Source organism: Pedobacter sp. GSP4 (genome assembly GCF_051857575.1).
Classification (GTDB): Bacteria; Bacteroidota; Bacteroidia; order Sphingobacteriales; family Sphingobacteriaceae; genus Pedobacter.
Genome location: NZ_JBPZIR010000011.1, coordinates 188,591 through 206,895 on the forward strand (window position 1 = coordinate 188,591; position 18,305 = coordinate 206,895).

The following is an 18,305-nucleotide window of genomic DNA, read 5'->3' on the forward strand; positions in this document are numbered from 1 at the left end:
AAAAAGGCTTCGATGAAAATCGGAGCCTTTTTTGGTTTAAAAGATTTTGGTACTGTTGGTATAGTTTGAATCTTCTCTTTCGGCTATTATCAATTACGGAAAAATACTCCTGTATCAAAAACTTGATAGAGGGAACTATGCATTTTTAAAGTATTCCTGCAACGTTACCATCTGTTTTTTATTCAGCACCACGGCCAATTCTTTCTCTGTGGCTTCTTTAATCTTTTTAACTGATTTAAAATGGGTCAGCAATTTATCAGCTGTTGTTTTACCTATGCCTTCAATCTGCTCCAGTTCGGTTTTAAGTGTGCCCTGATCGCGTTTTTTACGGTGAAAGGTGATCCCGAAACGGTGTGCCTCATCTCGCAGTTGTTGTATAACTTTCAAGGTTTCCGATTTCTTATCCAGATACAGTGGAAAGGAATCGCCAGGGTAGAAAAGTTCTTCCAAACGCTTGGCAATACCGATTACAGTTACCTTGTTTTCTATACCCAGTAATTTTAAGCTCTTAACTGCCGATGAAAGCTGCCCTTTACCGCCGTCAATAATGATAAGTTGAGGCAAAGGCTGGTCTTCGTCCAACATGCGCCTGTAGCGGCGGAAAACGGCCTCTTCCATGGTGGCAAAATCGTTAGGCCCTTCTACAGTTTTAACATTAAAATGGCGGTAATCTTTTTTGGATGGTTTAGCATCTTTAAATACCACAATGGCCGAAACCGGATATTTGCCCTGAAAGTTAGAGTTATCAAAGCATTCAATATGTTTGGGCAGCTGCGTTAAGCGCAGATCTTTCTGCATGGTAGTTAAAATCCGGTCGGTGCGCAGGTCCGGATTTAACTTTTCGTACTGGTTTAATTTTTCTTTTTTTAAAAAGAGCACATTTTTTTGCGAAAGCTCCAAGAGCTTTTTCTTTTCACCCAGTTTTGGCACCGTAAATTTTAAACTTTCATCTTCCAGCGATGGCTCAAAAGGAACAATAATTTCTTTCGATGTACTGCTAAACTTGGTCCTGAAATCGAGCATGGCCAAGGTTAAAATTTCATCATCACTTTCATCCAATTGCTTCTTCACCTCAATGGTCTGCGTTTGGATAATTGTTCCATTCATTACCTTTAGGTAGTTTACAAAAGCATAACGTTCATCCGAGGCAATGCTTACCACATCCACATTGGTAATGGCGCTGTTTACTACGGTCGATTTACTCTGGTATTTCTCCAAAACCTGTAACCTGCGGGAATATTGGTGCGCCAGCTCAAAATTTAAGTCTTCAGAAGCTGATTTGATAATATTTTTAACATCGCGTATTACATTCCCGATCTTACCGTTCAGGATCTCCTTGATTTCCCCAATATTTTTATCGTAATCTGGCTCGGATTGGTAATTTTGACATGGCCCTTTACAGTTGCCAATCTGATATTCTAAACAAACCTTAAACTTTCCTTCGGCTATGTTTTTTTCCGTTAGGGGTAAACTGCAGGTGCGCAAAGGGTAGGTTTCTTTAATCAGGTCTAAAATGGTGTGCATCATCCCTATCGAACCATAGGGGCCGAAATAGGTAGAACCATCCTTAATTACTTTTCTTGTCCAGTATATGCGTGGGTAATTTTCGTTCTTAACAATAATCCATGGATAGGTTTTATCATCCTTTAAATTGATGTTAAATTTAGGCTGATGCTTTTTGATCAAGCTGTTTTCAAGCAGCCACGCATCAATTTCGGTATCAACAATGGTAAAGGTAATTTTGCGGATCTTTGAAACCAGTACGCGGGTTTTACCATTAAACTGGTTCCTATCGGTGTTAAAATAAGAGCCCACACGGTTGCGCAGGTCTTTCGCTTTACCAATGTACATTAACTTCCCGTCCGCATCCCAATATTGGTAAACGCCAGGCTTATGCGGAATTGCCGTTAATGCTGTTTTATGGTCGAAACTGCTCATTATTTACAAAAATAAGATTCGAGATGGAAAATTCTGATTTAAATGATCCGATTTACAGCCTTTATGATTTGGGCGTGCCCCTAAGCTGCGCAAAGGGTCAGGCTATCCGCTACAATCTTTTGTTGCATTTCCACTGCGTTCAAATGGCAACAAAAGGATTTCCGCTACTATCCTTCACGCAGGAGCTGGTGATTAAAATCCCAACTTTTCATCCAGTTCTGTTGTGCCTTCCTCTTGCTGCTGGTATTGGTTACAATCGTAGGTAATCGATACCCCCGATTTTGGCGCTTCAAAATCAGCATGGCTAATTTTTAAGGCCGGATTGGCGTACACCCGTTTAATAAAGCCTGCAAAAATAGGTAAGGCCGTATTGGCACCTTCACCCTGGTTGGTACTGATAAAGTGAAAAGCCCTATCCTCGCAGCCGGTCCATATGCCTGTTACCAGTTGTGGGGTAATGGCCATAAACCAACCGTCAGAGTTATTTTGGGTTGTTCCTGTTTTTGCCCCGATCGGTGCATTCACTTTATACTTGTAGTTTAACCTTGATCCCGTTCCGTTGGTAACCACACCTTTCAGCATCCGCGTCATTACATAGGCTACCTCTTCGCTCATAATGGGCTTAGGTATTTCCTTTTGCGAAAATAGCACTACGCCATTTTTATCTTCAATCCTCAATAAATAAATTGGCTTGGTGTAGGTTCCTTTGTTGGCAAAAGCCCCATAAGCCCCAACCATATTGTATACAGACGAATCAAAAGTACCCAAACAGATAGATGGAAATGCCGGAACATTGGGAATACCCATTTTGGTAGCCAATGTAGATACGGCTACCGGACCAACCTGTTTCATTAAATAAGCGGTAACAAAGTTTTGCGAGTAAGCCAGGGCTTTTTGCAGTGTAATACTTCCCGGTAAGGGTTTGCCCGAGTTTCGTGGTGTCCATGGGTCGCCATAACCTTCAATGGTTACCGGAACGTTAGGAACTGTATAGCAAGGCGAATAACCGTTTTCGATAGCAACAGCATAAGTAAATGGTTTCGCTGTTGAACCCACCTGTCTGGTTCCCATTTTTACCTGATCGTATTTAAAGTGTTCGTAATTGATGCCGCCCACCCAAGCTTTCACATGGCCATTGGTGGGGTCCATAGCCATCATGGCATTGCGCAAAAGCATTTTATAATAACGTACAGAGTCGATAGGTTTCATTACCGTATCGATATTGCCTTTCCATGTAAAAATGGTCATCTCTGTTTTGGTATTAAAATCTTCCTTAATCTCATCGTCAGATTTACCTTCGAGTTTAAGCGATTTGTAGCGGTCTGAACGTTTAATACCCTGTTCAATCTGTAAGCTTTTATCTTTAAACGGATTGCGGCCTTTCCAGCTGTTGATAAACTGGGCCTGCAGAATCTTCATATATTCTTTTTGTGCTTCTTCTGCATAAATCTGCATGTCGTAATTAAGCGTAGTATATATTTTTAATCCATCGCGGTCTAAATCGTATGGTGTTCCGTCAGGTTTAAGGATAGATTGTTCCTGAAAAATATTTTTGATGTCATTCTTCAATACCGAACGGAAATAAGGGGCAATACCATCGTTAACTGTTGCGGCATTAAAATGCAGGTTTAAGGGTTTGTCTTTTTGTGCTTCAAACTCCTGTTGGCTTAACAGCTCTGATTTTACCATCATGGCCATTACGGTATTTCTGCGGTCTCTTGAACGCTCTGGGTGGCGGGTAGGCGAGTACATGGTAATGCCTTTCTGCATGCCTACCAATGTTGCCGCCTCGGTTAAGCTTAACTTATCTGGTGTGGTATTGAAATAAACACGTGCTGCCGATTTAATGCCATAAGCCTGGTTGCCAAAATCAACCGTATTTAAATACATGGTAATGATTTCTTCTTTGGTGTAATTGCGTTCTAGTTTAACCGCTACAATCCACTCTTTAAACTTGGTTAATACCAGTGAGAAGAAATTAAGGTTCGATTCTCTTGGGAACAGGTTTTTGGCCAATTGTTGTGTAATGGTACTGGCTCCTTGTTTTTTACCGATTAAATTGTAGCCGATAATGGTAAAAGTACGTTTAAAATCTATTCCAGAGTGCTCTTTAAAACGGGTATCTTCAGTTGCAATTAAACCATTGATTACATTTTCTGAAATATCCTTATAGGTAACGTTCGATCTGTTCTGCACAAAGTAGGTACCTAAAGGGCGGCCATCTTCGGCAATAATTTCTGAAGCCTGGTTACTTTTAGGGTGTTCGATATCTCTGAAAGATGGAAGCGCCCCAAAAAGGCCTAAGCCGATCATCGAAATGAAAATGGCAAAGAGGGCAATTCCCCCGATCAATATTTTCCAGATGATTAAACTGTATCTTTTTATTTCTTGTGCAGAAAGGGATTTATTCATTTTGTTGTTATTTTCCAATAACCGCCGGGATAGGTGATTATTGGTGCAAATTTATTAATTTTTTATAGAATCAAATTTTGGGTTCAACTTTGGCCAACCTAACACCTCAAATAACTAAGCGCAGCATAGCTCTCCGCTTTTTCACCACCTAAGTCATCTAAGATCATCGTAGCATTCAGCTTTACTTTTTTCGTCTAAGCACACCTTAGCTTTCAGCTTTCACCTTCTTCTATTTATAATTGTCTTTTAAAAACTCCAAGTATTCGTTAATACGCGATCGGTCTGTTAGCTTTTCGAAATTTTCTTTACTGATGATAAAACCTTTATATAAGTTAGCCGGCACCTTCATAATGTTCTTTAATTGTCCTGTAATGCTGGCCTCGTAAATTTTAGCATCTTCCAGATCGATAAAACTTGTTACATAAATCAGCTGATCGTTATCCAGTTCTACCAATTTATGTACCAGATCATTGTCAGGGTAGTTGCCGCGGTTAAACTGGCCTATCCCAAAGCGCGATGAACTGAGGGTTAAGCTGGCATCAGCCACATCGATAACGTAATAATATTCTTCAGATTTTGCTGCACTGAAAATGCTGACAGTCTTGGCCGCATCAGCCGGTTTAACTTCAACGGGTTTTGCTGCAACTGGTTCAGCTGTTTTAACAGTGTTGTTCTCTGTTGCCAAAGGCTTTGCAGCTACAGGAATGGCAGTAGCTTGACTCACGAAACGTGGTTCGTTTGCATCGAAATCAACAAGTGCCAATGGCCTTTGTTTAAACTCTTCTAAATTGGCTTCAATATATTTTAAATGGTCGCGCACCAGCGGGGTAATAATCTTATCGTTCGGATAAAGGCTTGTAATCAGGTTAAATTCGGTGAGCAGTGCGTCAACCTTTGCTGTTCGGCCCACGGCAATTGCTTTTAAATAAGCATATTGGGGGGCAAGATCATTATTTGGGAAAGCTGAAATGTTATCATCAGCCTGTTTTACCACAGCTGGATAATCTTTTTTGGCATAAGCATCAAAAGCTACATTGTAGTTATTAATGGCAATGTTTTCCATTTGGCTCTGCTTGGCTGAATAAGACGGATCTAAAATATTCTTGGCAAAATTAGATTCCGGAAATTTCGTAATCACCAGTTGTTTATACTGATCTGATTTTGCTTCCTCAACACCTTTGTAGTTGAGGTATAAACTATAATAAATAGCTACCAGATGGTTGTTTTCCGGGTATCTTTTTAACAGTTCGAGGTATATTTTATTGGCTTCTGTTTTATCGTTAAGTTCCTGTTGATAGAAACTCGCAATTTCAAAATAGGCATCGATAATTTTCTGATCGGATGTGGCCAGAAGGGCAGGGGTAGTTGGCAGCCCATCTAAAAACTGTTTTTCTATAGAGGTCTGGTCGGTTGAGGCCTGTGTGTTTGTGCCATTGGCGGGTGTTATTCCAGTTGCTATATTTCCACCGGCTAAAACCTGACTGGTTTCCTGTGCTGATGAACGTACACTCTGACGCCAGTTATCTTCCAGCTGCCTATTGCCCCAACGTTTTCTAAAATCGCCAAAACCATTGCTGATAGCTGCATTATTACTAAAATAGAAAGTATTTCCAGCCGTTTTATTCGATGAATTTAACGATTGATTTGGGAAATCGGGGTCGTTTAAATATTGATTGTTAATAACGCCACCCGTATTGGCCACTTCAACTTTTGGGGTTAAGTAGGCTTTTACCTTTGCTTCGCGCTCGCTTGCAGGGAGTTTGGCAATGGCTTGTGCTGTATCTTCTTTAGCGATAATGGTGTACCTATCGGTTAAGTATTTCAGGTTATCGGCTTTTTTAACAATGTTTTCGTAATCGGGAAAATTCTTTGGCAAAATCATTACTGTACTATCATAATACAGTTTGGCTTTGATATAGTTGTTGAATTCTTTAAAATTTAAATCAGCAATCTTTAAATAAGATAATGCCTTTTGGTTTTGGTTCCTGGTGCTTTTGGCAACAGATTTATGGTAATTTTCTTCAGCCTTTACAAAGTTGCCCTCTGCCGAAAAAAGTTCACCTACCTGATAATAAATCTGGTCAGTATAATCAAAGTTTTTGTCGTCTTTTAGTAGGGCAAGCAGTTGTTGCTCCTTATTCAGTTTTTCGCCACTTAGTAAGGCACGCAGTTTAATGCGGTTTAAATTGGCATGGAAATACATTTCAAATGGTGCATTGCTTTTTTCTACCTTGGTAAAATTGGCATAAGCATCCTGAATATTGTTTTCTTTTTCCTGTAGCTGGGCAAGAATAAAGCGCCAGCGTATGCGCTGCTGCTGTTCGGTTGGCAGGGCAATGGCCGATTCCAAAAAAAGAATGGCTTCTTTATTCCGCTTTTGATAGATGCGCATCTGGGCCGCGGTGGCCAACGGCTCTGCAAGGTCTTTTTTCAGTTCATCAGAAGCGCGCAGCATGGTATCGAGAATCTTATCTGCCAAAGCCATGTTGTTCAGCTCCATCTGGCTCCTGGCTTTCCAGTTCATGGCCATGATAAACGTTTTCAGGTCTTTACTGTAGGTTTTTGCTGTATAATCGAAATATTCTGATGCAATAAAATAATTTCCCTTTAAGTAATTAGCCTTGCCCAAAAGCATATAGGCATCGTCGATATAGTTACTGAAACTTTTATCGTTGATTATGGTCTGGCTTTTGGTTATTACTTCATCAAGCTGTTTATTGGGAGCCCCGGTGATTAAAACCAGGTTTACCTGAGGTTCGGGGTCTAAATAAACAGGAAGTGTTTTTTCATAATTATCTGCATAACTTTGTAATAAACTCTCGTTATATTCAGTTAATAAAACATTTGAGTTATATATATAGTTATATCTTGCCGTTAAGTTTTGAAACCTTCTATCTACGGCCGTATCCTTATTGGCCACGCAGCCGCATATAAAAAGCAGGCCGAAAATGAAGAGGAGAGTATATGAGTTTCTGCTAGCGTAATTTTTCAAGTATGGTAGATCTGTTTAGTACAACATATAAACAAATTGTAAGCCAAAATATTTTATTGGAAACAAATTTTAATTATTCAAAGTTAATCTAATTATTGCATTAAAAAATGGAAAATCCGAAAGAGGAAGATACAAAGAAAAAGGTAAATGCCGCTGCCAAATATTCGGCCATAGGCTTTCAGATGATTGCAACCATTGGCCTGCTTACCTTTATTGGCTACAAGATTGATGAGCACAGGGACAGTAAGACTAATTTAATTACGGCCGCTTTCGCCCTAGCTGGGGTAGGCATTGCCCTTTACCAGGCTATTAGGCAGGTTACCAGGAATTAGTTTTCAGTTGACAGTTCTCAGTTGCTAAAAACAATTAGCCGATTAACCATTCTACAGTTTACATTTATAATGATCATTAAGGAATTAAGAACATTAAGTTTTCGATTATTCTTATAGAACTCAGTTACCAATTAACCATATTTTTTACCATTAAGGAGTTAAGAACATTAAGTTACTCTTCGCTCAGCAGTTAATCAGTTTAAACAGTTAACCGATTAACCCTTGTACAGTTAGCAACCAATGAACAAATGACCAATGAACCAATTAGTTTGGAGTTTGGAACCAGTTAACCAATTTCAACAATTAACCGATTAACCATTTACAGTTTGCAATGGGCAGCTTACATTCTCACGTGACCCATTAAGGAATAAGAACATTAAGTTTTCGATTATTCTTATAGAACTCAGTTACCAATTAACCATAATATTTTTTACCAGTAAGGAGTTAAGAACATTAAGCCTTGTACAGTTAGCAACCAATGAACAAATGACCAATGAACCAATTAGTTGGAGTTTGGAACCAGTTAACCAATTTCAACATTTAACCGATTAACCATTCTACAGTTTCCAATACCAATGAACAAATAAACCACTCAACCAATAATTTCTCTTTCCCACTAGTTACTTGATTTTAAAAACCTTATCTTTGCAAAAGTTTTTATCTGCTAAGAAAAATATAAATTGACTCTAGCCAAATTTACCAGTATCTATTTCATTTTTGTAGGCTTATTAATAGGTGTTATTGCCGTTTTGCCCTTAATATTTCCCGATAAACAGTTATTTATAACTAATTTTTGGGTAATGTTTGGCTTTTTGGCAGGCATAACCTATGTGGCTTATATGCTTGTTGATATTGGTATAAAACGTGATCCAGAGGTAGGTGTAATGGCTATTATGGGATCAATTGCAGTGAAGATGATTTTTTGTATGGCTTTTGTGCTGATTTACAGTATAAAAGCAAAGGGAATTGGGCTTGTATTTCTGCTTAATTTTTTTTCTTTATATTTATTGTTTACGGCCTTTGAAATTTACTGTTTGTTACGTAACTTGCGCCACCAAAATTTAAAGTAAAAAACTGCCAATAAATGGATTGTAACCGAGTTTTTGTGTCTAAAGTTAAAAGGCTAACTATTGTTTTTACGCTTTTAATCGCGTTTTTATCTATCAAAATTGATACTTTCGCTCAAGTTGATAGCGCTGTTGTACCTGTTGATAGTGCTGTTGCCGAATCTGCTCATGCGGTTTCTGGTGAGCACGGCGCTGAAGCTAAACACGGTGAAGAGAAATTTGAGCCAACCAAAGTGATTATGGAGCACATTGCCGATTCGCATATGTGGCACCTTTGGGGGCATACTTCATTGCCTCTTCCGGTAATTTTGTACACTTCTCAAGGTTTGGAGGTTTTCTCTTCTGGTAATTTTCACCATGGTGAGCACGATTATAATGGTAAATACAACAATTACCGTTTAGAAGAAGATCACGTTAAAGTGGTTGGTGCTGATGGTAAAATTGATGAAGAAGCAAGTAAATCTGTTCTTGATTTTTCTATTACCAAAAACGTTGCGGCCATGTTCGTTGCGATTTTTGTAATCCTTATCGTGTTTATTTCTGTAGCAGGAGCTTATAAAAAGCGTGTTGGTAAGGCGCCTAAAGGCTTGCAGTCACTAATAGAGCCGATTATTGTGTTTGTTAGGGATGATATTGCTAAGCCGAACATAGGTCATAAATACGCTAAATTTATGCCATATCTATTAACCGTATTTTTCTTTATCTGGTTTAATAACTTATTAGGATTAGTTCCTATTTTTCCTGGTGGCGCTAACGTTACGGGTAATATTGCCTTAACTTTTGTAATGGCTTTCGGTACTATGATTATTGTTAATCTCAACGGTAATAAATATTACTGGAAACATATTTTCAGACCAGATGTGCCTTGGTGGTTGTATCCAATTATGATTCCTGTAGAGTTAATCGGTATTGTTTCTAAACCTTTCGCATTAATGATCCGTTTATTTGCGAACATCACAGCTGGGCACATTATTGTATTAAGTTTAATATCGTTAATTTTTATTTTCGAAACATTGGCTATCGCTCCGGTTTCAGTTGCATTCGTATTGTTTATGGATGTGCTTGAGTTGCTGGTGGCATTTTTACAGGCCTTTATTTTTACATTACTTACTGCCTTGTTTATTGGTATGGCAGTAGAAGAGCATCATTAATAGAAAACTATTTTTTACAAATTAATATAAATTAAATTAGTTATGGTAGGTTCAATCGCGGCAATTGGTGCCGGTTTAGCAGTAATCGGTGCAGGTATCGGTATCGGTCAAGTAGGTGGTAAAGCAATGGAAGGTATTGCTCGTCAACCAGAAGCTGCATCAAAAATTCAGACTGCAATGATTATCGCTGCTGCCCTTATCGAGGGTGCTGCTTTATTCGGTGTGGTAGTTGCATTATTAGGTAACAATCCTCAATAATTCAAGCTGAAAAATTTAGGTAAGGTATTTAACGGTTGGTTATTTACCTTGCCTTATTAAAAAGATTAAGAATAAGAAAAATTAGATAAAATGGATTTAGTAACCCCAAGCATAGGATTGGTTTTTTGGACCGCTTTAGCATTCATCTGCTTATTGATATTACTTAGAAAATTTGCATGGAAACCTATTTTAGGTGCTATTCACGAACGTGAGCAAAGCATTGATGAGGCCCTTAACAAAGCGGAATTAGCCAAACAGGAAATGGCCCGTTTAACCAGCCAAAATCAAGATTTAATGCAACAGGCACGTGCAGAACGTGATGAAATTTTGAAGGAAGCTAAAACCTTAAAAGATGGTATCTTAAACGAAGCTAAAAAACAAGCTCAGGTAGAAGGTGCTAAATTAATCGAGAAAGCTAAAATCGAAATCGAGAACCAAAAGAAAGCAGCTTTAGCAGAAGTTAAAGACCAGGTTTCTTCTTTATCATTAGAAATTGCTGAGCGTGTTTTACGTACTCAATTAGATGATAAAACTAAACAGGAAGCTTTAGTAGCGAACTTGTTAAAAGACGTTGAATTAAACTAAGCGTATTGCGTAAAGCGGTAAGCGTGCAAAACGCCAAACGCTAAGCGCCAACCCGAATAAATATGTCAGAAATTAAAGTTGCAAGCAGATACGCCAAATCATTAATCGATCTAGCCGTTGAAAATAACGGATTAGCCGAATCTTATAATGATATGGTATTGTTTGAGAAAGTGGTTGATGAAACCCCTGAGCTGGAAGCGATATTGAAAAACCCGATTGTACCTTTAGATAAAAAAACTGGTATCCTGAACGGTATCTTCGCTGATAAAGTAGGGAAATTAACGCTTGCTTTTTTCAAAATTGTAGTTAACAAGGGCCGTTCGGCCATTTTGTTTGCTACTGCAAAACAGTTTGTGCAACAATACAACCAGATTAAAGGTATTGTTACTGCTGATGTTACTACAGCTACTGCTTTAAGTGCAGCTGCAAAAGAACAGATTGTTGCCATTGTAAAAAGAGAACTAGGCGCCAATGAAGTAATTGTTAACGAAAAAGTTAATGATAAACTGATTGGTGGTTTTATATTAAAAGTTGGCGATAAGCAATTTGATGCGAGTATTGCCAGCGGTTTAAGTAAACTTAAAAAAGAATTTGCGCAGTAAGCGCTAGGCGATAAGCGTATAGCGGTAAAACGCCAAACGCAAACCGCCAAACACAAAGAGTATTGCGATAAGCGGGTGGCGAATAAATGCCAAGCGCCATGCGCTAAGCACTAAACATTTATAAAAAGATATAAAGTAAAATTATGGTAGAGGTAAGACCAGACGAAGTATCGGCAATTATCAGACAGCAATTGGCGGGCTTCAAATCAGAAACCGAACTGGAAGAAGTTGGTACCGTGTTGCAAGTAGGCGACGGTATTGCCCGTGTTTACGGTTTAACTAAAGTTCAATCGGGAGAATTAGTTGAATTTGCAAACGGCTTGCAAGGTATTGTATTAAACCTTGAAGAAGATAACGTTGGTGTGGTACTTTTGGGTGCTTCAGACGAGATCAAAGAAGGAGATACAATTAAACGTACCAAAAAAATTGCCTCTATTAAAGTTGGTGAAGGTATGCTTGGCCGTGTAGTTAACACATTAGGAGAGCCTTTAGATGGTAAAGGACCAATCTTAGGTGAAACTTACGAAATGCCTTTAGAGCGTAAAGCACCAGGTGTAATTTATCGTCAGCCGGTAAATGAGCCTTTACAAACTGGTATTAAAGCAATTGATGCAATGATTCCAATCGGTCGTGGTCAACGTGAGTTGGTTATTGGCGACCGTCAGATTGGTAAAACTGCCGTTTGTATCGATACCATTATCAACCAAAAAGAATTTTATGAAGCAGGCCAGCCTGTGTTCTGTATTTATGTAGCTATCGGTCAGAAAAACTCTACTGTAGCGAACATTGTACGTACACTTGAAGAAAACGGCGCTTTACCATATACAGTTGTTGTTGCTGCTTCGGCTGCAGATCCTGCTCCAATGCAGTTTTATGCTCCGTTTGCAGGTGCTGCAATTGGTGAGTTTTTCCGTGATACAGGTAAACCAGCTTTAATTGTTTATGATGATTTATCTAAACAAGCTGTAGCTTACCGTGAGGTATCTCTACTACTTCGTCGTCCACCAGGCCGTGAGGCATATCCAGGTGACGTTTTCTACTTACACAGCCGTTTGTTAGAAAGAGCTGCGAAAATCAACGCTAACGATGATATCGCTAAAAACATGAACGATTTACCAGAGTCGATTAAACATATCGTTAAAGGTGGCGGTTCATTAACAGCACTTCCAATTATCGAAACCCAAGCGGGCGACGTATCTGCATATATCCCAACTAACGTAATTTCGATTACCGATGGTCAGATTTTCTTAGAGTCGAACTTGTTCAACTCTGGTATACGTCCGGCTATTAACGTAGGTATCTCGGTATCACGTGTAGGTGGTAACGCGCAGATTAAATCGATGAAAAAAGTAGCAGGTACTTTAAAGTTAGATCAGGCTCAATACCGCGAGTTAGAGGCTTTCTCTAAATTCGGATCTGACTTAGATGCTGCAACTAAATCTGTATTGGATAAAGGTGCACGTAACGTGGAAATGTTGAAACAAGCGCAATTCTCTCCGTTCACTGTAGAGAAACAAGTTGCAATTGTTTACGCTGGTACTAAAAACTTAATGCGTAGTGTTCCGGTTAACAAGGTTAAAGAATTTGAAACTGAATTCTTAACTCAATTGGAATTGCGTCATCCAGAAACTTTAGCAGCATTAAAAGCTGGTAAATTCGATGATACCATTACTGGTGTTTTAGATACAGTAGCAAAAGAGATTTCAAGTAAATACTAATAGAGTTGAAAGCTAAAAGCAGAAAGTTCAAAGCTTTTTGCTTTTAGCTTTATACTTTTCCCTTAATAAGAATGGCTAATTTAAAAGAAGTAAGAAACCGGATTGCGTCGGTACAATCAACCCAGCAGATTACCAAAGCTATGAAAATGGTTTCGGCAGCAAAGTTGAAACGTGCTACAAATGCAATTATCGCTTTACGTCCTTATGCAACTAAACTGAAAGAGATTTTAGGTAATCTATCTGCCAGTTTAGAGGGATCGTCATCACCTTTTATCCAAGAGCGTGAACCCAATAAGGTTTTAATTGTTACTGTATCATCAAACCGTGGTTTGGCTGGTGCTTTTAACATGAACGTAATTAAAGCGGCCAACAATTTAATTGCTGAAAAATATAGCGAACAGTTGAAAAACGGAAATGTGAGCATTATTTCTATCGGTAAGAAAACTCAGGATTTTTACGAAAAACGCAAATACAATGTTATTGGCAACAATAATGAAGTATACTCAGCACTGACTTTCGAAAACGTAACTCAAATTACGGATGCGATTATGGCAGGCTTTGTTAAAGGTGAGTTTGATAAGGTAGAGGTTGTGTATAACCGTTTCAGAAACGCAGCTGTACAGTTTATTACTACCGAACAGTTGTTGCCGCTGCCTAAAGCAGAACAGGCAGCAGAGGTGAAAACAGATAAGAAAACAACCAACGTTGATTATATTTTAGAGCCTTCTCAAGAAGAGATTGTTGAACAGCTAATTCCTAAATCAATTAAAATTCAGTTGTATAAAGCCGTTTTAGATTCGCACGCTTCTGAGCACGGTGCACGTATGACATCAATGGATAAGGCAACTGAAAATGCTGGAGAGTTATTAAAAGCCTTAAAACTTTCATATAACCAAGCACGTCAGGCAGCAATTACAACTGAGTTAACCGAGATTGTAAGTGGTGCAGCAGCATTGAACGGATAAGTGTAAGCTTAGAGTCGCAAGTCTTTAGTGAGATAATATAGAGCCTATTTCTTAATTGAGATAGGCTTTTTTATTGATCTCAATATTCGTAATCCAAAATTATTATGTTTTAAGAGCTACAAATAAAATCCCCATTACTTTTACACAAGCATATCCCGAAGCTGAAACATTGATCTTATCAAAAACGGATAGGGCTAGGTTTTTGGATATTTAATATATTAGTTAAAAGAAGCCCATTTTGTTTGAAATGGGCTTCTTCGTGTTAAAAATAGATACTTTCTGTATTTATCCTCAATCTTAGGTAACCGTTTTCAATCTTTTTAATATGGGTCCCGTCTCCACGATATACGGATGCATTAAACTTAGCCTCAACTAGATATTTGCCAGATTTTAGTTTTTGTAAGCTTGTTATTTCAAATTTAGATTGCTTTTGCAACTCAGGATCAAGAAGTGGGTGATAAACCAGGCTACTGTAACCGTATGTTTGTAATCCATAATCACTCCCAATTAACTCTAAGGCAATACCGTTCTGAGAATTGTTCCTGGTAAAGTCCATTGCAAATTTTCGTTCGCCTGTAGAAAATAGATCGAGTTTATCTATGGGCTCAAATAGTATGGCTGAGGGGGTGGGGCTTGTTAAACTTTTATTGTATTTCTTCAAAAAAGTGATCGTGATACCGTTTCTGTTATCGTTACTTAAAGTATAAAAGCGCCCAAACATCACGGTGTTCTTATCATCCGATATATACTCCACGTTTTTAACAACAGAGTCTAGTTTTTTATTTGCCTGTCCATTTAATACGCCCCTGGTAATAGTTGTTGTTAAGATAATTTTTTGCCCATCTAATGTATAAGAAGCAGAGTCTTTTAACAGTTCTAAGGGATCGGGTTTTTCTACCGGAGGCTTAATTGGTGGCTCGGTAACGGGATCGTTCTTCTTGCAGGCCGCAAAGAAAAACAAGGCTATAGCTAGCCCAAGTAATCTTTTGGTGTTCATATTAAATTGATTTTATTTGTGTGTACCCAAAACTAATCAAATTTGTATAACTAAAAACTTAATTGATAAAAAAGGCATGCTAATACCGTTTTATAGCTTACATTTTACATCACCCTTTCTACTCAGGTTAATCACCTTCTTTTAATATCTTTGCGGTATAATTTCATAACATGAAAAAACACATCCTGATCTTTTTATCGCTCATTCCCTTTCTGGCTGCTGCGCAAAATCCTGCACGCGATTATACCAATGCGGTGCTTTGGCAGCAAACTTCGGGCGAGTACAGGGCGTTATGTTTTCAGGCTTACAATTTTGCCCGTTTATCATTAAAAGAAGCTTTGTGGGCCGATACCAGCAAGAAACCGAACTGTGTAATTGTTGATATTGATGAAACAGTTCTGGATAATTCAGCTTTTCAGGGACACGAAATTAAAAAAGGTTTAAGTTATGCGCCGGCAGACTGGACCGAATGGACCAGTTTAGCGCAGGCAGATACCGTTCCGGGTGCTTTATCTTTTTTAAAATTTGCGGCTTCCAAAAATATCGAAACTTTCTATGTAAGTAACCGCGATGAAAAAGATTATGCCGCTACACTTAAAAACCTGCAGAAGTTTGGTTTTCCTTATGCCGACGATGCCCATTTGGTGGTTGCGAAGGGCACATCGAATAAAGAACCCCGTAGACAGAAAATTGCAGAAACGCACAATATTTTAATGCTCTGCGGAGATAATCTGAGCGATTTTAGCAATGTTTTTTACCGCGAACAGAAGAATACCTTTGAGCAGGTAAACGGAAACCAGTATCTATTTGGCGTAAAATATATTGTATTGCCAAACCCTATGTATGGCGATTGGGAAAAGCCTTTGTATCAAGGAGAAAAGCTGAGCGATAAGGATAAAGCAAAACAAAGATTAGAACGATTAAAAAGTTACTAAGTTTTTATCATTATTCAGCAATAAGTATTACTTTTGCTGCATCATAAAAATAAACATTATGGAGAACAACGAATTAAAGCACAATACAGAAAGTATGCAAACGGCTAACCAGCCAGGAATTTATAAATTAATGATTTTTGGTGTACTGGTTTGTATGGTGGGTACTTATGCACGTTTCGCTTACGATTCTTGGCAGGTATCATTGGCATCATGGATTGTTTTGTTCATCGGTGCAATTATTGCCATCAAAGGTGTATTCAAAATTTTAGACGCATAAGCCATTTGCTAATCAAGATATAAAGCCGTTCCGATGTTAATCGGAGCGGCTTTTTTGTTTTATCCCGTCCAAGCCACGCAGGTTTCGAAAACCTGCGTGGTTTAAAATAGAAATTTTAAGCCTCAATTTTTTTGAAAATGAGCGGTTCTACGTTGATCGCATAGTGCAGCCCTGCTATCCCTCCAAGTCCTCGCTCGTGCCTCGCTGTGGGCTTTCCGTTCTATCAGGTTTATTAACAAAGCCAGAGGTTTTTGGGACGCGAAAGAATCCGATCAGACCTCGAAGGTTTAATTCGATGTTAATCTTGTTTTTAAAGGCCTCATTGAGTGCTACGCTGTTTAAAAACCTTCGAGGTCTTTTTTAAACCGGTTGATTTTGCGTTAGGGATTGTAAGGGTTCAGTACCGATCCTTCATCGGTACCGGAGCGCAGCGCAGCCCTGAAAAGCCCGACCTTTTCCCGATTTTCATCGGGATTGAGGTAACGCCCAGATCAGTTTACAGTTATCGTTTTACAGTTTTCGGCTTTAAGTTTTTTCCTGATCAGCGGGGTTTACTTCCCAACAGACTTTTGAAGTTCCGCTGTGCTTTGGCCTTTCAAACTTTAGAAGCCTTGGCTATCAGTCGATCCAGATTTGCTCCAAACCGCCCTCGCTCAGCTCCAAACGGGGCATTGGGTTACCTAAATAAGATTGTGGTATTAAGGAGAAATACAGCGTTACATACTAACCAAAGCGCTAAACTTCTCATGGCCATTTGAAGCAAATATTTAAAATGATTATTTATTTAGAACCACACAATCATGAAAAGGAATATCATTGCTATGGCCATAATTTTGGCAATCTTCGGCTGTAATGCTGAGAAAAAAGACTACGCCAGTACCAGTAACGAGGTTTTGGCCGATAGTACAGCGGTAGGATTACCTGCAGCTGCCGAAAAAATCATTAAAACTGCCGATATGCGCTTCCGCGTAAAAAACGTGCAGCATACCAAAGAAGCGCTCAGTAAAACCATTAAAGCCGAGGGCGGTACCGTTGCCGAGTTTTCTATACAAAGTGCTATCCAAGAAACCGATAAGGTTAAACAATCTACCGATTCGTTAAAAGAAATCACTTCTTACCGTACCGAAGGTTATCTGGTGGCCAAGGTCCCGTCCGAGAAATTGGATGAGTTTACCAATACCATTGCAAAAATGGCGGTATTTGTAGATAACCAATCCATGAAGATGGACGATCAGAGCATTGCTTACCTGGCCAATAAGCTAAAAGCACAGAACAGGGTAGATGCAATTGCCAAAATCAATAAAGTAGCATCCAAGAAGAGCGCAAATGTCGAATCTTCGCTTTACATCAAAGATGATTATGTAGATAAGAAAATGGAGAATATGCAGATTGATAGCCGGGTAAAATTTAGCACCATCACGCTTAATTTTTATCAGGATAATACCGTTAAAACTTTGATTGTGGCCAATGATAACCTGTACGATTACCGCCCGGCATTTGTAAACAGGCTGTGGTTAGAGGTAGTAAATGGCTGGACCATTTTTAAGGAAATCATTATTGCTATTTCTAACCTGTGGATGCTGATACTGGCGAGCTTTGGGGTGTTTTTTGCAGTAAGGTATTTCATCAGGAAAGATAAAACGCAGCGCGAACTGAAAACAAAGCAGCTGATTGAAAATAATCGGGTGTAAATATTCGTTTCATGGCCCGTGCCCAGCATGGGCCATTTTAAATTATTAGTGCTATCATCATGCTGTTCTGGATCAGCTTCTTTTCTACAAGATGGATCCCGAAATAAATTTACTTTGTAGCGTTCGCTTCACTACTGCTACCATTGACAGCGTGCATACAAGGCTCGTGATTTCGATGCGGTAGATATCGGATGCAGCCAGCCAATTTTTCATTGGCGGCGAAATGGAGAAATCAATAGTTACAGATTTCTCGACTACGTTGCACCCGATAGCTATCGGGTCCGCTCGAAATGATTGTTATGATAAAAACAAATTTTAAGCAGCTATATTATAATTGTTTTTATAGCTCTCCTGGTTTTTTATAACTGCTGCAACTCTGAGCGCT

Annotated in this window: 15 protein-coding genes; 11 read left to right on the forward strand and 4 right to left on the reverse strand. The window is 38.9% G+C overall.

The genetic code is table 11. The features are described from left to right. Positions 1 to 135: 135 nt before the first annotated feature. The 3 genes from uvrC to ACS5PU_RS22590 all read right to left on the reverse strand — a co-directional run bounded on the left by uvrC (position 136) and on the right by ACS5PU_RS22590 (position 7,342). Complete coding sequence (uvrC, locus tag ACS5PU_RS22580) at positions 136 to 1,938, reverse strand: excinuclease ABC subunit UvrC (protein ID WP_439461425.1); 1,803 nt, start codon at positions 1,936 to 1,938, stop codon at positions 136 to 138. A gap of 192 nt (positions 1,939 to 2,130) precedes the next feature. Further along, positions 2,131 to 4,350 carry a transglycosylase domain-containing protein gene (locus ACS5PU_RS22585; protein ID WP_439461426.1) on the reverse strand — a complete coding sequence of 740 codons (2,220 nt, stop codon included), beginning with the start codon at positions 4,348 to 4,350 and terminating at the stop codon, positions 2,131 to 2,133. A 229-nt stretch (positions 4,351 to 4,579) separates the two neighbouring features. After that, on the reverse strand, positions 4,580 to 7,342 hold the full coding sequence (locus ACS5PU_RS22590) for a tetratricopeptide repeat protein (protein WP_439461427.1): 2,763 nt from the start codon (positions 7,340 to 7,342) through the stop codon (positions 4,580 to 4,582). A gap of 107 nt (positions 7,343 to 7,449) precedes the next feature. Here ACS5PU_RS22590 and ACS5PU_RS22595 point away from each other — a divergent pair, with 107 nt between their 5' ends. The 8 genes from ACS5PU_RS22595 (at position 7,450) to atpG (ending at position 14,020) form a co-directional block, all read left to right on the forward strand. Next, positions 7,450 to 7,674, forward strand: a complete 225-nt coding sequence (locus tag ACS5PU_RS22595; RefSeq protein WP_439461428.1) for an AtpZ/AtpI family protein — start codon at positions 7,450 to 7,452, stop codon at positions 7,672 to 7,674. A gap of 800 nt (positions 7,675 to 8,474) precedes the next feature. Further along, positions 8,475 to 8,744 carry a hypothetical protein gene (locus tag ACS5PU_RS22600; protein ID WP_439461429.1) on the forward strand — a complete coding sequence of 90 codons (270 nt, stop codon included), beginning with the start codon at positions 8,475 to 8,477 and terminating at the stop codon, positions 8,742 to 8,744. 14 nt (positions 8,745 to 8,758) lie between these two features. Next, on the forward strand, positions 8,759 to 9,892 hold the full coding sequence (gene atpB, locus ACS5PU_RS22605) for a F0F1 ATP synthase subunit A (protein ID WP_439461430.1): 1,134 nt from the start codon (positions 8,759 to 8,761) through the stop codon (positions 9,890 to 9,892). Between the two features lie 42 nt (positions 9,893 to 9,934). Next, a complete protein-coding gene (gene atpE / locus ACS5PU_RS22610) occupies positions 9,935 to 10,150 on the forward strand; it encodes an ATP synthase F0 subunit C (protein WP_056087863.1) in 216 nt (71 codons plus the stop codon). 90 nt (positions 10,151 to 10,240) lie between these two features. Beyond that, a complete protein-coding gene (locus ACS5PU_RS22615) occupies positions 10,241 to 10,735 on the forward strand; it encodes a F0F1 ATP synthase subunit B (RefSeq protein WP_219076001.1) in 495 nt (164 codons plus the stop codon). Between the two features lie 62 nt (positions 10,736 to 10,797). Further along, on the forward strand, positions 10,798 to 11,337 hold the full coding sequence (atpH, locus tag ACS5PU_RS22620; protein WP_439461431.1) for an ATP synthase F1 subunit delta: 540 nt from the start codon (positions 10,798 to 10,800) through the stop codon (positions 11,335 to 11,337). A 143-nt stretch (positions 11,338 to 11,480) separates the two neighbouring features. Continuing rightward, on the forward strand, positions 11,481 to 13,055 hold the full coding sequence (gene atpA, locus ACS5PU_RS22625) for a F0F1 ATP synthase subunit alpha (RefSeq protein ID WP_344852541.1): 1,575 nt from the start codon (positions 11,481 to 11,483) through the stop codon (positions 13,053 to 13,055). Between the two features lie 71 nt (positions 13,056 to 13,126). Further along, positions 13,127 to 14,020 (forward strand): ATP synthase F1 subunit gamma, encoded by an 894-nt coding sequence (gene atpG / locus ACS5PU_RS22630; protein WP_439461432.1) that lies wholly within the window; start codon positions 13,127 to 13,129, stop codon positions 14,018 to 14,020. A gap of 262 nt (positions 14,021 to 14,282) precedes the next feature. On the opposite strand, the gene ACS5PU_RS22635 is transcribed toward atpG, so the two are convergent. Continuing rightward, positions 14,283 to 15,017 carry a hypothetical protein gene (locus tag ACS5PU_RS22635; protein WP_439461433.1) on the reverse strand — a complete coding sequence of 245 codons (735 nt, stop codon included), beginning with the start codon at positions 15,015 to 15,017 and terminating at the stop codon, positions 14,283 to 14,285. A gap of 170 nt (positions 15,018 to 15,187) precedes the next feature. Here ACS5PU_RS22635 and ACS5PU_RS22640 point away from each other — a divergent pair, with 170 nt between their 5' ends. From ACS5PU_RS22640 to ACS5PU_RS22650, 3 genes are all read left to right on the forward strand, one after another. Continuing rightward, on the forward strand, positions 15,188 to 15,952 hold the full coding sequence (locus ACS5PU_RS22640) for a 5'-nucleotidase, lipoprotein e(P4) family (RefSeq protein ID WP_439461434.1): 765 nt from the start codon (positions 15,188 to 15,190) through the stop codon (positions 15,950 to 15,952). 58 nt (positions 15,953 to 16,010) lie between these two features. Beyond that, positions 16,011 to 16,229 carry a hypothetical protein gene (locus ACS5PU_RS22645; protein WP_124560565.1) on the forward strand — a complete coding sequence of 73 codons (219 nt, stop codon included), beginning with the start codon at positions 16,011 to 16,013 and terminating at the stop codon, positions 16,227 to 16,229. Between the two features lie 800 nt (positions 16,230 to 17,029). Next, the gene (locus tag ACS5PU_RS22650) at positions 17,030 to 17,920 is read left to right on the forward strand and encodes a DUF4349 domain-containing protein (protein WP_439461435.1); all 891 of its coding nucleotides are present in this window, start codon (positions 17,030 to 17,032) and stop codon (positions 17,918 to 17,920) included. The last annotated feature ends 385 nt before the right edge of the window (positions 17,921 to 18,305 follow it).

Bases quoted from the DNA above. Each gene is read 5' to 3' on its own strand.
- uvrC (WP_439461425.1), bottom strand. From the start codon at position 1,938: ATGAGCAGTTTCGACCATAAAACAGCATTAACGGCAATTCCGCATAAG.
- ACS5PU_RS22585 (WP_439461426.1), bottom strand. From the start codon at position 4,350: ATGAATAAATCCCTTTCTGCACAAGAAATAAAAAGATACAGTTTAATC.
- ACS5PU_RS22595 (WP_439461428.1), top strand. From the start codon at position 7,450: ATGGAAAATCCGAAAGAGGAAGATACAAAGAAAAAGGTAAATGCCGCT.
- ACS5PU_RS22600 (WP_439461429.1), top strand. From the start codon at position 8,475: ATGTTTGGCTTTTTGGCAGGCATAACCTATGTGGCTTATATGCTTGTT.
- atpB (WP_439461430.1), top strand. From the start codon at position 8,759: ATGGATTGTAACCGAGTTTTTGTGTCTAAAGTTAAAAGGCTAACTATT.
- atpE (WP_056087863.1), top strand. From the start codon at position 9,935: ATGGTAGGTTCAATCGCGGCAATTGGTGCCGGTTTAGCAGTAATCGGT.
- ACS5PU_RS22615 (WP_219076001.1), top strand. From the start codon at position 10,241: ATGGATTTAGTAACCCCAAGCATAGGATTGGTTTTTTGGACCGCTTTA.
- atpH (WP_439461431.1), top strand. From the start codon at position 10,798: ATGTCAGAAATTAAAGTTGCAAGCAGATACGCCAAATCATTAATCGAT.
- atpA (WP_344852541.1), top strand. From the start codon at position 11,481: ATGGTAGAGGTAAGACCAGACGAAGTATCGGCAATTATCAGACAGCAA.
- atpG (WP_439461432.1), top strand. From the start codon at position 13,127: ATGGCTAATTTAAAAGAAGTAAGAAACCGGATTGCGTCGGTACAATCA.
- ACS5PU_RS22635 (WP_439461433.1), bottom strand. From the start codon at position 15,017: ATGAACACCAAAAGATTACTTGGGCTAGCTATAGCCTTGTTTTTCTTT.
- ACS5PU_RS22640 (WP_439461434.1), top strand. From the start codon at position 15,188: ATGAAAAAACACATCCTGATCTTTTTATCGCTCATTCCCTTTCTGGCT.
- ACS5PU_RS22645 (WP_124560565.1), top strand. From the start codon at position 16,011: ATGGAGAACAACGAATTAAAGCACAATACAGAAAGTATGCAAACGGCT.
- ACS5PU_RS22650 (WP_439461435.1), top strand. From the start codon at position 17,030: ATGAAAAGGAATATCATTGCTATGGCCATAATTTTGGCAATCTTCGGC.